The organism is Pseudomonas syringae pv. coryli str. NCPPB 4273, assembly GCF_000972175.1.
Lineage (GTDB): Bacteria > Pseudomonadota > Gammaproteobacteria > Pseudomonadales > Pseudomonadaceae > Aquipseudomonas > Aquipseudomonas syringae.
In genome coordinates this window covers 82398-96469 of sequence record NZ_AWQP01000017.1, presented here as the reverse complement: position 1 = coordinate 96469, position 14072 = coordinate 82398, and the positions used below count along the sequence as shown (strand labels likewise).

General features: G+C 58.1%; 13 protein-coding genes, 1 tRNA gene and 2 pseudogenes. 3 read left to right on the top strand and 13 right to left on the bottom strand.

The window, feature by feature from the left end:
- Window positions 1-190: 190 nt before the first annotated feature.
- Together P406_RS08860 and P406_RS08855 are read right to left on the bottom strand one after the other, a co-directional pair.
- A complete protein-coding gene (locus tag P406_RS08860) occupies window positions 191-385 on the bottom strand; it encodes a colicin E3/pyocin S6 family cytotoxin (protein ID WP_046235972.1) in 195 nt (64 codons plus the stop codon).
- Window positions 386-598: 213 nt separating this feature from the next.
- A tRNA-Thr gene (locus P406_RS08855) sits at window positions 599-674 on the bottom strand.
- A gap of 758 nt (window positions 675-1432) precedes the next feature.
- Between P406_RS08855 and P406_RS08850 the strand changes: the two genes are divergently transcribed.
- Both P406_RS08850 and P406_RS08845 read left to right on the top strand, forming a co-directional pair.
- Window positions 1433-2458, top strand: a complete 1026-nt coding sequence (locus P406_RS08850; protein ID WP_046235971.1) for a J domain-containing protein — start codon at window positions 1433-1435, stop codon at window positions 2456-2458.
- 442 nt (window positions 2459-2900) lie between these two features.
- Window positions 2901-3227 carry a DUF6124 family protein gene (locus P406_RS08845; protein WP_046235970.1) on the top strand — a complete coding sequence of 109 codons (327 nt, stop codon included), beginning with the start codon at window positions 2901-2903 and terminating at the stop codon, window positions 3225-3227.
- Between the two features lie 295 nt (window positions 3228-3522).
- On the opposite strand, the gene P406_RS08840 is transcribed toward P406_RS08845, so the two are convergent.
- The 5 genes from P406_RS08840 to P406_RS08820 all read right to left on the bottom strand — a co-directional run bounded on the left by P406_RS08840 (window position 3523) and on the right by P406_RS08820 (window position 7794).
- Entirely contained in the window at window positions 3523-4794 is a 1272-nt protein-coding gene (locus tag P406_RS08840; protein ID WP_046235969.1) for a methyltransferase, read from the bottom strand.
- A 1-nt stretch (window position 4795) separates the two neighbouring features.
- A complete protein-coding gene (locus P406_RS08835) occupies window positions 4796-5485 on the bottom strand; it encodes an ABC transporter permease (protein WP_046235968.1) in 690 nt (229 codons plus the stop codon).
- Window positions 5482-6177, bottom strand: coding sequence for an ABC transporter permease (locus P406_RS08830; RefSeq protein ID WP_003342249.1), 696 nt, complete (start codon window positions 6175-6177; stop codon window positions 5482-5484). The genes P406_RS08835 and P406_RS08830 overlap by 4 nt, the downstream gene beginning before the upstream one ends.
- Window positions 6178-6242: 65 nt before the next feature.
- Window positions 6243-7007: an ABC transporter substrate-binding protein gene (locus P406_RS08825; protein ID WP_046235967.1), complete on the bottom strand. Its 765-nt coding sequence runs from the start codon at window positions 7005-7007 to the stop codon at window positions 6243-6245.
- Window positions 7008-7020: 13 nt separating this feature from the next.
- Window positions 7021-7794: an ABC transporter ATP-binding protein gene (locus tag P406_RS08820; protein ID WP_003318317.1), complete on the bottom strand. Its 774-nt coding sequence runs from the start codon at window positions 7792-7794 to the stop codon at window positions 7021-7023.
- 525 nt (window positions 7795-8319) lie between these two features.
- Between P406_RS08820 and gabP the strand changes: the two genes are divergently transcribed.
- A complete protein-coding gene (gene gabP, locus P406_RS08815) occupies window positions 8320-9711 on the top strand; it encodes a GABA permease (protein WP_003413568.1) in 1392 nt (463 codons plus the stop codon).
- Between the two features lie 57 nt (window positions 9712-9768).
- Here gabP and P406_RS08810 read toward each other — a convergent pair whose 3' ends face one another.
- From P406_RS08810 to P406_RS08790, 6 genes and pseudogenes are all read right to left on the bottom strand, one after another.
- Window positions 9769-10254 carry a hypothetical protein gene (locus tag P406_RS08810; protein ID WP_003342242.1) on the bottom strand — a complete coding sequence of 162 codons (486 nt, stop codon included), beginning with the start codon at window positions 10252-10254 and terminating at the stop codon, window positions 9769-9771.
- Window positions 10255-10397: 143 nt separating this feature from the next.
- Window positions 10398-10865, bottom strand: a pseudogene (locus P406_RS30220) (methyl-accepting chemotaxis protein); the annotation flags it as partial.
- A 102-nt stretch (window positions 10866-10967) separates the two neighbouring features.
- Window positions 10968-11654, bottom strand: a pseudogene (locus P406_RS30215) (PAS domain-containing protein); the annotation flags it as partial.
- A 402-nt stretch (window positions 11655-12056) separates the two neighbouring features.
- Window positions 12057-12335: a lipoprotein gene (locus tag P406_RS08800; protein WP_003318312.1), complete on the bottom strand. Its 279-nt coding sequence runs from the start codon at window positions 12333-12335 to the stop codon at window positions 12057-12059.
- 266 nt (window positions 12336-12601) lie between these two features.
- Window positions 12602-13504, bottom strand: coding sequence for a flagellar hook-associated protein FlgL (locus tag P406_RS08795; RefSeq protein ID WP_046235966.1), 903 nt, complete (start codon window positions 13502-13504; stop codon window positions 12602-12604).
- Complete coding sequence (locus tag P406_RS08790) at window positions 13497-14069, bottom strand: DUF6932 family protein (RefSeq protein WP_235810409.1); 573 nt, start codon at window positions 14067-14069, stop codon at window positions 13497-13499. The genes P406_RS08795 and P406_RS08790 overlap by 8 nt, the downstream gene beginning before the upstream one ends.
- Between the last annotated feature and the right edge of the window lie 3 nt (window positions 14070-14072).

Sequence of the window (14072 nt, the reverse complement as noted above, 5' to 3'; positions counted from 1 at the left end):
AGTAACCGCATCGTCAGTACAAAGTCATAGTATGTCGATTCCGCGTGCTAATTCACACAGCGATTTAAAAATCACACGAGATACTTTTGCTTCCACGTCCGCGGATTGTCTCGAGTCCAGCGGTCGCCAACTGCAGTCTGAATGGTTTTGACCTGCTGAATGTGGTGCAAGTATGTTACATGCGACCCACTCAGAGCTCCGGCAGGAAATAGACCGATCCCAAATGAAAGCAACGCCGGTCAAAGACCTCAAATTCACCGTGGAGCGAGTCCCATGAATAGTATCGCTGCGCTTCGGCATCAACATAGTACTTACGGCCGCCCTCTACAAACGCAACGGTCATGCCGCTAACGATAGAGGGGTTAGGCCTAGGTTTGCCGCCCATCCAGCATTCCTTATCCATAGATGAAGTCAGCATCACTGCCGTTGAGGGGCGAAATTCTAGAGCAGTCGATCTTATGGATCCGACCAGTGCTCTGCCCAAATCGTATCAAGCCGTGCCAGGTCAGCATCCAAGATCGCAAAACGAAAAAACCCGCCAAAAGGCGGGTTTTTCGGAGGTTTCAAAGGCTGCAAAAACCACCTTTGAAACCTTGTATGGTGCCGGCACCAGGAGTCGAACCCGGGACCTACTGATTACAAGTCAGTTGCTCTACCAACTGAGCTATACCGGCGTAATGGGCTGCGAGTATATAGAGTCTGATGCGCTTGTAAAGCCTAGCTGTCTGATTCAGTTGAAAAAAATCGACCATTGGCGCCTCGGGTCGGATGCGGGCGGGTGGTGGTGCAGGACGTGTCCTTCGGTTTTGACAGATTGGTCTGCGTGGCAGGGCGGATGGCGTTGAATTCGGGGGTTGATTTTGCCTTTGGCGCTCGTCGCTTGTGCCTGACAGAACGCTGGATTTTTAACCTGGTCGCGCAAACCAATGGGTCCAGCGTTGATGGCGATTTGGCGTAGGAACAGGCACCCATCCGACCCCGCCATTTTTGGGCAGTTGCGGGGCAGGAGGGCTTTGCATAGGCTTGTTCTCAACGGCCCAGGCTACTGAGTCAGCAGCACGGGTCGTTAGCTTTTCAGCCATGCAGATAAAGGACTATCTGATGAGTGATGCGATGGATCGTAACCGGGTTTGGGGTGTTGTTTGCCGCAGGCTGGTCATTCGCTGAAGAGTTGTTGAAGGATATTTGCAGGTGCGCCTGGCCTGTTGGCTTTGCGCAGGGTGGGGCTGAGGATGGCTGTCTGAATCGCATGAATGTACGTCTGGATGCCGACGAAGGCTTCATCGATGTTTCAAGAAATGCCCGGATCCTCTGGATTCGGGCATTTTCTTGTGGGCTGGTTGCTGTTGCGTCGGATTTGCACTGGAGCTACCGGCTTTTTGGCCGATACAGCTGTATCGAAAATGGCAGTCAGCCATGGACAGCAAGTGCAATGCAGAGAACGCCTACGCATTACGAGCTGCTGAGTGTCGCTCGCGATGCCTCTCCTGAGCAGATCAAGAAGGCTTATCGCAAGCTGGCGCAGAAGCTGCACCCGGACAGGAATCCAGATCCTTACGCCTCGGACATGATGGGCGTCGTCAACGCGTCTCACGATGTGCTGGCTGACCCTTCGCGGCGTGCGGCTTATGATGCGCAGCTCGCTGCCAATGAGCACAAGGCGCGTATCGACGCTGCGCGCCGCAAGCAGGCGCATGCAGCGCGTGGGCAGGCGGTGCATGTGTATGCGGCCACTTCTGCAGCCACTGCTGCTGCGCCGTCTCAGGCGGCTCGTTCGGGGCCGGCGCCCAAGTCTTCTTCCCATGCTTCTGCATCCCCTTCCCGTGACAAGCGTCGTCGCAGTGCGTGGCGTTGGGCGCTGTTGTTTGTGGTGTTCTGCGCGGGTGGCGCGTGGATGGGCTACGACCCGGGTGCGGGCAAGTCGTTTGTGCCGTCCGAGCCTGCGCCGGTTGCGCAGACATGGGTCAAGCCCGCACCTGCGACGCCTGCCGCGCCGGTCGAGGAGCCTGTAGCGAGCCCGGCCAAGCCGGTGGATGCGGCGGCGTCCGAGTGTGGTGTGCCGGCGCTTGATCCGATGGGCGCGCCGTGGCCGGACAAGGCGGGCTATGTGAAGGACATGCCGGTGCTCAAGGACAACGGTTGGTCGCAGATCACTGTGGATAACTCGGCGGGCGAGTCGGCGGTGTATGCCAAGGTTACGGATGCGGTGGGGCGCAGGGCGTTTCGGCATGCGTTTGTGCCGGCCGGGGCGGTGTTTACGTTCGCCAAGATGGACCCGGGGCTGTACCTGCTCAAGTACAAGATGATGAGTACCGGCTGTGCATTTGCCTCGGGTCGGATTTTGCTGGAGGAGACGCCGATGGGCAGTCAGATCAAGTCCAGTGCCTACAAGCTGACGTTGCGCAAGCTGCAGAACCGCAGTGTGCCGTTTGCGCGGTTGAAGGATGATCAGTTTTAGTAGTGAGTCATGACAGGAATGCGGCGCTGCGTATTCAGTCTTCGCGAACAAGTTCGCTCCTACGGCCTTCGGCCAGAATCAAAGCGTCGTACTGTGAACTCACCTTTTGCAACGCTTTCAGGCCGGTTTTTGCAGGCACCGTCTCTTTCTTTTGAAGGACATTTCCGAGAGAATCCCCGACCGCTTGCGCCCCTCTATCTGGGCTTCTACTCTCCGCCCGTCGCTGCCCATCAGCGATCGGGTTTAGTCGCCCGGATTTGAGTTAAGGCGTATCGCGTCGCTGTTTTGTTCAGGTCTTCTTCCTGCACTCTATGGCGGCTGTGCGTGAGGGCACCTTCGGGTGCGCCGGTCTTAGCTCCCGGTCGACTAACCTTTCGCACAGCTGCCACCTCAATCGTTTAGTCGCGACCCAGTGGCAGTTCCATTGAGGAGAGAGCTAAGCATGGTCAAAGTAACCCCCGATCCGCCCAACAAACCGTCCAGCACCGCACCGGTCTTCGACAAGGCTGTGGTCAAGCGCGCCATGGAGTGTTACCTGCCAATCTCCCGACCGGCCAAGGAACCCCACGACAGCAAGTTCGACTTCATCAGCCTGGAAGCCACCCTGGTGCACGCGCTGGATTTCCTGCGCTGCGCATCGGCCACCGCTCACGAACTCGGCGATGAACTGACCGGTTCGCAACGCGATCTGGCGTTCGCTTCCATGCACATGCTGGAAATGGCCAAAGTCATGGTCGAGCGCTCGCTGGAGTGTGTCGAAGAGGCCTGAAATCTCACGTCGGACAGCTCGTGCACAAGCGCCTGCATGTGCACGATTGGGCCGCGCAAAACGCTTGCGCCAGAGCCTTTACCAAATCTTTATGCACAATTTGCTGATAAAGATTTGCGCAGCCGGGTAATTATGTGCAGTCGGGCGCATTGAGCCGCAAGGCATTGTTTTTGCGGGTTACGGGAAGGACTGCGGAAAAAAATAAGGGGCTTCAGTAACTGGCGCGCCAAGCTTTAACGCACTCATCCACATTTTCATCAACAGACTTATCCACAGGTTGCTCAACCGATTTGAGTCACAATTTTCGGGCCAAAATCAGCAGGTTGCGCGGTGTAATTCGGCTGTCACAGAAAGTGCCAACGCTCACGCTGTAACCCTGCTCACGCACATACATCGCCCTGTCCAGCACCAGCCACATCTCCAGCGGACGCCGAAACAGATCGCGGACCAGTTCCAGATTGCGCACTTCGGCCAGTCTTTTCCAGCCAGCGGTTTCCAGAGCAGCCCAGTCCTGCTGACCCGGTGCAGGCAGATGCTTGAGTTTTGCCAGATGGTTGCAGTAGTCCGCGTAAGACGCATCCAGCCATGACGTCGGCAGCGAGGGTGTGGGCAAGTAGTCATCAATGCCGCGCAGGCGGCGCTGCAGCAGGTCGAAGCCCAGGCGACGGGACATCGAGATGTCGCGTTGACGGCGTACGCGTGCGCCAGCCGTCACGGTTTCACTGAGCGGCAGACCCAGCTCGTCTCGCGACAGCTTCAGGCCGGACGCCTTGCCATCGCTGGACAGCGCCTGATAAAGCTCGTGCCGGGTGCGGTTATAGCAGCACGGCGCAATCGCCATACGCCGACAGCCCGTCTGGCTGGCCAGCTCCATCAACTGAATGTGCAGGTCGCCGCAGGCATGCAGCGCCACAGGCGTGTGTTCGGGTTGCAGGTAGCGCCACGTGTCGTCGGCCATGACATCCTGCTGCACATGTCTGGCGTCGATGCCTTGCCGCGTGCTCAGGGCCAGGCCTGCTTCGATCAGCGCCTGGTCGTGCTCCAGACAGGTCAGACGCTGGCCGGGCCCGGTCAGGCGGCGCCCCAGATGGCCTTTGCCAGCGCACCAGTCCAGCCAGTGAATTGTGCTGTCACGCATGTCCAGATGGCTGGCGAAGGCTTCGATCTGCTGCCACTTGCGCCCCGGCACATCGACGCTCATGCGCGGCTCGACCGGCTGCAGAGCGTGCACGGGCAGTTCGGCAACGTGGCTCAGCGCGACGGCTTCGGCGGCCAGTTGCTTGAACGGGAAGGGCGCGTCTAGGTGTTCCGGATGATTGTGCGCGGCCTCGGCCTGTTCCAGCGTGCGTTGTCGCAGCCAGTGCGCGAGGTCCGGGTATTTGTCTTCCCACGGCAGGGCCAGGTGCGTGAACGGCTTGGGCCGCCACAAGGCCTGATGCGCGAACAGGAAGCTGTCCAGCGCACCGAAGTGGCTGTCGAGGTGTTCATCCTGCAAGGGAGGTTCAGAGGGCATGGTGGCGGCCTCGTGGTGCAAGGTGCTGGCTGGATCGATGCCAGCACCTTTCATATCAGCGACCCTGGCTGGCGTCTACACGCAATAGTTTTTCCAGCAGCCGGAAGCCCTGCACCAGCACGAAGGTCATGACCAGGTAGAACATGCCGGCGGCGAAGAAGATTTCCACCGGCAGGTAGGTGCGGGCGATGATCGTGCGCGCCATGCCGGTCAGTTCCAGCAGGGTGACGGTGCTGGCCAGCGCACTGGCCTTGAGCATCAGGATCACTTCGTTACTGTAGGCCGGCAGGCCGATGCGTGCCGCGCGTGGCAGGACGATGTAGAACAGCGCCTTCCATTTCGACATGCCCAGCGCCCGTGCCGCTTCGACCTCGCCTGGCGGCACGGCCTGCATGGCGCCACGCAGGATCTCGGCGATGTAGGCGGCGGTGTGCAGAGTCATGGTCACCACCGCACACCAGAACGGGTCGCGCAGGTACGGCCACAACGCACTCTGGCGCACCGACTCGAACTGCGCCAGCCCGTAATAGACCAGAAACAGTTGCACCAGTAGCGGTGTGCCGCGGAAGAAAAAGATGTAGGCGTAGGGCAGGGCGCGCACCGGCCAGTGACGCGATGCGCGGGCGATGCCCATCGGGATGGCGAGGATCATCCCGGCGATGACGGCAATCGCCACCAGCTCCAGGGTCAGGGTCGCGCCTTGTGCCAGACGTGGCAGCCACTTGATGATGACTTCCCAGTTCATGACGCACTCCTCAGAAAGCCGCGACTGGCGCGTTTTTCAAGGAAGTACATGCCGGCCATGGCCAGCACGGTCAGGCCCAGGTACATGAAGGCCGCGACCATGTAGAAGGTGAACGCTTGCTTGGTGAAACCCACGGCGATCTGCGCGTGGCGCATGATTTCTTCCAGGCCGATCACCGAGACCAGCGCGGTGTCTTTCATCAGAATCATGAACAGGTTGCCCAGGCCGGGCAGGGCGATGCGCCACATCTGCGGCAGGACCAGTTTGAAGAGGATGCGCGAGCGTGACATGCCCAGCGCCAGCCCGGCTTCACGATGACCTTTGGGGATGGCCAGAATCGCGCCGCGAAACACTTCGGTCGCGTAGGCACCAAAGCAAATGCCCAGGGCGATGACCCCGGCAGCAAAGGCGCTGAGGGCCAGGTCGGGAATGTCGAACAGTTTGCCCAGGGCGCGCATGCCGTTGACGGTGCCGAAGTAAATCAGCAGCACCCAAAGCAGTTCGGGAATGCCGCGTACCAGGGTCGAGTAGGTACTGCCCAGCCATTGCAGCGGCTTGTAGGGCGAGGTCTTGGCCAAGGCGCCGAGCAGTCCTAGCACCAGCCCCAGGCACAGGGCCGAGAGAGCAAGCTGGACCGTCATCAGCGCGCCAGCCGCAAGGGCCGGGCCGAATCCGTGGAGATCAATGTTCATGGGCAGGCTTTGTCAGGGCCGGCCGCCGCGCTTCAACAGGAAGCAGCGGCGACGCGGTCGGTGAATCAGAGGATGTTGAAAGGGAAATACTTGTCGTTGATCTTCTTGTAGGTGCCGTCTTCGATGATTTCTTTCAGGGCAACGTTCAAGCGATCGCGCAGTTCGGTGTTGCCTTTGCGCACTGCGATGCCGATCTTGTCGTCTTCCACGACAGGCTCGCCCTTGAACTCGAAGTTCTGACCCGCTTCGCTTTTCAGCCACTCGAAGCTGACGTATTTGTCAGCCAGCATGGCGTCTACGCGACCGGAGGACAGGTCGAGGAAGGCGTTTTCCTGAGTGTCATAGAGTTTGGGGTCCATGATCCCGAGCTTGTCTTCCAGCCAGGTGGCAGCCAGCGTCGAGCGCTGTGCACCCACTGACTTGCCGGCAAGGCTCTCTTTGGCCTTTTCAATGCTCGACACGTCGATCGAGGAGGTTTTCGGCGCGATGAATTGCAGCTTGTTCGAGTAATACGGGTTGGTGAAATCGACCACTTCCTCGCGCGCTTCGGTGATCGACAGCGACGAGATCAGGAAGTCGAACTTGCTGGCTATCAACGCCGGGATGATGCCGTCCCAGTCTGACGTCACCGCTTCGCACTCGACCTTCATCTTGGCGCACAGGGCCTGGCCGATCTCATAGTCGAAGCCCACCACCTGGCCACTCGCGTCCTTGTTGTTGAACGGCGGGTAGGCACCTTCGATGCCCATTTTCATTTTTTCAGCAAAGGCACTGCCGCTGAAGGCAAGGGTGGCCGCTGCGATCAGCAAGATCTTTTTGTACGACTGCATGGGTGTTGCTCCGTTAGCGGTGACTCGACATGAATTGTTTGCACCTTGCCGACAGCGGGTTTTCGAATACTTGCTGCGGTGTGCCCTGTTCTTCGACCATTCCCTGATGCAAAAACACCACTTCACTTGATACCTGACGTGCAAAATTCATTTCGTGGGTCACCAGCAGCATGGTCCGGCCTTCTTCAGCCAGTGCGCGGATGACGCCGAGTACTTCCTGAACCATCTCCGGGTCGAGGGCCGAGGTCGGCTCGTCGAACAGGATAACCTTTGGTTGCATGGCCAGCGTACGCGCAATGGCGGCGCGTTGCTGCTGTCCGCCGGAAAGTTGTGCGGGGTAGGCATGGCGCTTGTCGGCGATACCGACCTTGGCCAGCAGCTCTTCAGCCACCGCGATGGCTTCGGCCTTGCTCTGACCGAGGACGCGACGCGGGGCTTCGATGATGTTATCGAGCACGCTCATGTGCGGCCACAGGTTGAAATTCTGGAACACAAAACCGATCTGGCTGCGCAGGCGATTGATCTGCCGGTTATCGGCGGCAATCAGGTCGCCGTTGCGCGCGGCCTTGAGCTTCAATTCTTCGCCGGCCACCAGAATCTGGCCCTGATGCGGGTTTTCCAGCAGGTTGATGCAGCGCAGCAACGTGGACTTGCCGGAACCGGAGGAGCCGAGGATCGATATGACGTCGCCGTCGCGCGCCGTCAGCGAGATGCCTTTGAGCACCTCAAGCTGATCGTAGCGCTTGTGCAGGTTGCGGATTTCCAGGGCGGGCGTGGCCTCGGCCATGTGGGGTCCTCGTTGAAGTGTGCGCGCTGGCTGCCAGCGAACGCCAAGCTAGCACAGCGTTCAAAGGACAACCATCGACGTATTGTGTCCAGCGTGGAGGCGCTCGACGGGTTGTCAGATCCGGGCAGCGGACGGTCGCAAGAAGGCAAGCACGGTGCCCTGTAAAACGGGGGCGTGCGCGAAAAAGGCGCGATGTTGCCAGCTTTGGGCTGGTGTTGGAAGTAGCATTTGCTGAGCGGCGGTCTGATTTCTGCACCATGTTCGCGCTTGGAAGAAGGTTTGGGGCGTTTTTGGTGCGTGCATAGAGACGAATCTGAGGCGTTTGGTAACAAATCCTACAGACTGCGTATAAAAGCCATCGCCTTGCAGGCTTCACGGGTCAAGCCACAGCCCTCGTATTCTCTAAGCGACGTCGTTTTCGAAATATTTTGGCGCAATTCTTGCGTCAAATATAAAGAACGGCACCGTAGGTTTCTTTTTACGTAACGCTCCGGTGTGCCTCGCTCGTCTTGCACAGGTGGTTTTATGAGCAGTACCGCTAACTCTTCCGAGCTCGAACAAGGGCTGAAACCTCGACACATTACGATGCTGTCGATTGCTGGCGTGATTGGCGCCGGGTTGTTCGTCGGCTCCGGCCACGCGATTGCCGAAGCCGGGCCTGCCGTGCTGCTGGCGTATGCCGCTGCAGGTACGCTGGTGGTGCTGGTGATGCGCATGCTGGCCGAAATGGCCGTTGCCTCGCCTGACACCGGTTCGTTTTCAACCTATGCCGACCGCGCTATCGGTCACTGGGCCGGTTTCACCATCGGCTGGTTGTACTGGTGGTTCTGGGTGCTGGTCATCCCGCTGGAGGCCAACGCTGCTGCAACCATCCTCCATGCCTGGTTCCCCGACATCGCGATCTGGATGTTCACGCTGGTCATCACCTTGCTGCTGACGGCGACCAACCTGTTCAGCGTGAAGAACTACGGTGAATTCGAATTCTGGTTCGCGCTGATCAAGGTGGTGGCGATCATCGCCTTCGTGGTGCTGGGTGTTGCGGCGATCTTCGGTCTGCTGCCCACCAGCAACGTCAGCGGCGTCAGCCATCTGTTCGATACCGGCGGCTTCCTGCCAAACGGTATGGGCGCGGTTCTGGCAGCGATGCTGACCACCATGTTCTCGTTCATGGGCACCGAGATCGTGACCATCGCCGCGGCCGAGTCCAAGAACCCTGGCAAGCAGATCACCAAGGCCACCAATTCGGTGATCTGGCGGATCTTCCTGTTCTATCTGGTTTCGATCTTCATCGTTGTATCGCTGGTGCCGTGGAACGACCCGCGCCTGGCCGAGGTGGGTTCGTATCAGACCGTGCTCGATGCAATGGGCATCCCGAACGCCAAGCTGATCGTCGATCTGGTGGTCCTGGTCGCTGTGACCAGCTGCCTGAACTCGGCCCTGTATACCGCTTCGCGCATGCTGTTCTCGCTGGGCAAGCGTGGCGATGCACCGGCCGTGTCCAAGCGCACCAGCAAGGGCGGTACGCCTCACTGGGCGGTGATCATGTCGACTGCGGCGGCGTTCCTGACCGTGTTCGCCAACTACATCGCGCCTGCGGCCGTGTTTGATTTCCTGCTCGCCAGCTCCGGTGCCATCGCACTGCTGGTGTACCTGGTAATCGCAGTGTCGCAGCTGCGTATGCGCCAGAAGCGCATTGCTGCGGGCGAGGCCATCGACTTCAAGATGTGGCTGTTCCCATGGCTGACCTGGGCAGTGATCGCGTTCATCGTCGCGGTGCTGACCATCATGCTGCTGCAGGAAGAGCATCGCCTCGAAATCATCGCCACCGGCGTGCTCAGCCTGTTGGTGATCGGCGCTGGCCTGATCGTATCGCGTCGCCGCAAGGACGGACGCGTGGGCGCTGCTGCGCTGGGTTGATCGCGCCCTTGGGCGGATGACGTTCGTGCCAATGCCACGCATTGGCACGATCTTGCATCAGCGTGCGGCTCTGGTGTCTCTCTTCATCAGCAGGTCGGACGCCAGCGTGTAATCCTTCTGGAAGGCAGGGCTTTCGATCCACTCGATTGCGCTGTCTTCGTCTTCATCGTGGTACATGGCGCGGTACACGATGAGCAGGCCCATCATGAAGTCCGTGGCCGGGTCTTCGTCCTCTTCGGAAATCACCAGTGCCAGCACCGGGTACTGCAGGAAGACGACGCACAGCGCGAGCTGGCTGATGGCCTCCGCTTGCTTCATGGCCGTGAACAGGTCGTCGTAGTCGGCCGGGTCAAAACCGTTCTCGACAATGTCGCTGAAGTCGAAGGTATTAAGGTCGAGCTCGACGTCGTCGAACGGCTGGTTGACCAGCGCCGAGGCAAACACCGGATGAACCAGGCTGGTTGCAGCCTTGCCCGAGCGGTTCTGCTTGGCCTTGATCTTTGCGCGCTTGGCACGTTTTTGCTGCTTGTCTGGCGAGGCCATGAGCGGTCCTTTGGCTGGCGTGGGGTGCAATGGGCGCTATTGAAGCGCAGACGGGCCCGATAACCAAGGTTTGTGCAGTAATCAGCGGTCGATAAAAAACCCGCAACGTGCGGGTTTTTGATTTGCGGGGCATTACCGACGCGTCACCGCTTACCCGGCTTTGCGAACGCTTCGGCTTCATCCATGCGGTTGGCGAACATGCTGACCGCCTCGACCGCATCGCTAGCGCCGTCGCGGATCTGCACAATGACCTGCCCGGCCTGGTCTGCCAGCGTCACACCGCGAATGGCTCCTTCCTGCGTGGCGTCCATGCTCGCCACGGCTTCGCGTGTTTCGGCGAGGATCTTGCCGATCATTTCGGCAATTTCGGTGGTCGAGCCGCTGGTACGTCCCGCCAGTTGCCTGACTTCGTCGGCCACCACAGCAAACCCGCGGCCCTGATCACCCGCCCGTGCCGCTTCGATGGCTGCGTTGAGCGCCAGCAGGTTGGTCTGATCGGCGATGCCGCGAATGGTGTTGACGATAGCGGTGATCTGCTCGGAGCGGTCGCCCAGCTGACTCACCAGCTTCGCCGATGCACCGATGTTTTCGGAGATCTGACGCATCTCCCGCGCCGTGTCCTGAATGACCAGAGTTCCTTGTTCGGCCACTTTCTCGGTTTCTGCCGAGATATGGTAAGCGCGCGATGCACCGTGCGCGTCCGCTTCCTGTTTTTCGACGCGTTGGGTAATGTCGCTGGCGAACTTGACGATTTTGTAGAGTTTGCCGTCGACATCAAAAACCGGGTTATAGGTTGCTTCCAGCCAGACAACCCGACCCTGTTTGCCGATACGTTTGAACTGGTCGCCGATGAACTCGCCGTGGTTCAGCTTGCGCCAGAACTCGGTGTATTCCGGACTGTTGACCAGTGTCGGCTCGCAGAAGGTTCGGTGGTGTTTGCCCTTGATCTCGGTCAGCGCATAACCCATGACGTTCAGAAAGTTGTTGTTGGCGGTTATCACATTGCCGTTGGGTTCGAATTCGCAGATAGCCATCGCCCGGTCTACCGCTGCCAGCTTGCTGTTGGTTTCGTTCTCCGACATCACGCGTGTGGTGACGTCCAGGGCGTACTTGACCACCTTGACTACGTTGCCCTGCGCATCGGTTACCGGGTTGTAGCTGGCTTCGAGCCAGACGCTGTGGCCATTCTTGCCGACGCGCTTGAAGGTGCCCGAGATGAATTTCCCGGCCTTCAAGGACGCCCAGAGATCAGCGTACTCGCGGCTGCGGAGCATTTCCGGTTCGCAGAAGTCGCGATGCGTCTTGCTTGTCAGTTCTTCGGCCCGATAGCCCATCGCCGCGAGGAAGTTATCGTTGGCACGAAGTATTTTGCCATCGAGACTCAGCTCGATCACCGCCATCGATTTTTCCAGCGCGCTTGTCAGTCCGTTGAGTCCATCTACCTGGGCCTTCATGGCCGTCAGCTCAGCTTTGTTCTTATTTCCGAACATAACGTGCCCCTTGGTGTATTTGCGGACTTACTGTGATGAGGCTATCGACTCGAAAGGCTGCAGCATGAATGTGCATTGCTACAATCGAAAAAATAAATCAAGTATTTTTTTTGACGCCAGAAGACGCGCAGGTCTGATTTGCCAGGAAAAGCATTCGGCAATGAGTTCGGGGCTAATGCGGAGGTCGTTTGCCCGCCAGATTCCGGGCAAAGAAAAGCCCGCGATGGGGGAGCGGGCTTAAGGATTCACACTTGGGAGCAGCTCTACAATGACGCGGCCGCTGTGAAAACTTTGTGAAGAGTTTTCACTGTTTTACTTTTTTTCAGGCTGAATGGTATTGGTCACTTCGGACGTCGGCACGAAGGTCTTCGACTCTTCGGCAGCCGCTTCCTTGGACTCGGCTTTATCCTTGGCCGCTTCGGTGTTCTCTTTGGCCGCTTCGTTCACTTTGTCCTGAGCAGACTCCATCTTCTCCTGGGATTTCTCCTGATGCGCCTGAGCGTCCTGTGCCTTCTGTTCGGATTTGCTGTCGCAGGCAGCCAGACCCAGAGTGGCGGCGAGGATGAGGGCGGAGGCGGTTAACTTGAGCACGGAATTTTCCTTGTGGAAGCAAATGTATGGCTTCGAGGGTGGGCAGGGAAAATTAGTTCAATGGGATGGGGGTGGCAGGGCTCTGGATGGCTGGTTTTGAGAGGCTCGGAGCATCGTTTCGCACCTGTGGCCGAGCGCTATCTGGAAGCGATTCGGATTGATACCTTTCTTCGCAGATTGACTGTACATGACCTCGGCAGGTCGATATCCAAGGATCGGATCAGGGAGGGAGAAATGAAAAGCCCAGCTGCAGGCTGGGCCAGTATTTACCAAGGAAGTTTGGAAATTGTGTATCTCGGCCTGCCATTTCCCACTGTTCTCGCGCTTACGCCAATAGTGAATGTCTGATTTAGCCGGGTGTTAATTATTGCCGGGTTCTCGATTGCGGCAGCAATCCGTCCGTGGATAATTGTGCCTTCCTGGGTTTTGAACTCGAAACGACGTTCGGCAGGAAAGGCGCCAAGAAATTCGCCACTGAACTCGATATCGGTTTCAGTGATGTTTTCCACGCTCAGGCGCGATCTGCTAATGCGAACCTGATCAACGCTGGTGAAGGAAAATACGTGGTCTCTGGTTGTTACGGAGCAGTAGGCTTCGTACGCTATCAGCTTGTCCAGATACTCTGAGACCGTGGCAATAGCCCTTGTACCAAGCCGCGACGCTGGCTCCGACAACTCCTCATCACCCTTGGTGGATGCCTCAAGAAGTTCTGCAACCAGCTCGAAAGCTTGCGAGACGGGCGTAGTTCCTTCCAGCGTGAGCTGAGGGTCACCACTTGGCGCTTCCTCAAATTCAAAGCCAAATGAGCCCAGTGCCGTCCCTGTGATCAGTATCTGGTTTTGAGCTTTGTTTGGGATTGGCCCAAAATCATTCAGAACACCGCTTATAGAGGCTGCAATAGCCGATACGGCATCGGAAAATTTTGTGGTTACCGCGGCCCCGAACTCAGCACCTATACCGTGTACCCCTCTGACTGGAGTTCCGCGGTAAGTAACCACTGCTTTAGCGGGTGAGAATGCGCCGCGGCCAGGCTCTCGAAGACTTGCGCCTACCTGATTCTTCCTGGCTTGCAGCGAAAGACGTGAAAGGTTGCTCAGACCTGGCTTCTGAGCGATGCGGTCCAGGAAACCGATTTCTGCCTGTGCGTGAGTGAATTCAGTTCTATTCATTCTGGAGCTCCCGCTTTCGAATCCCCAAAAGGTCGGCCGCAGCTTGGTCATGCAATGGATCGAGTTTCACGCTCAGAAATCCTTTCCATTGCTGAGATCTTCTGTGCGACCACATACTGTACCAGTACGCCGCAGGCTCAATGAGTGTTTCGGGTGGGTCAGAGAGCAGATTTATATAAAAATCGACTCTATACGATGTCTTGATCCATTCTGTGTCTGTCAGCTTTTGAACATCATCAGCGGTCAATGATTGCTGAATGGCGGCTGACACATCGGCGAATGTCACAACATCCATATCATTGGGCGGACGGCCCTCCAGCATCTCCACGTTCTCCATGAAGCTGCCGTTAAGCCACTGAATGCCCGAAACGATACCCATGCGATGGATTTCAGATCGATGAGACAGGAAGCCCTCAAGCACCTCGCATCTTTCTAAGGTAGTCGAGAAGCGATCAATCAACCGCTTTACGTCTGTCGGATAGGGCGCTCGCTCAAAAGATGTTGGATTCCGCTCGTTGATCGGCGGAATTACCCCCTGATGATCCCATAGTGGTATCAACTTCACCTC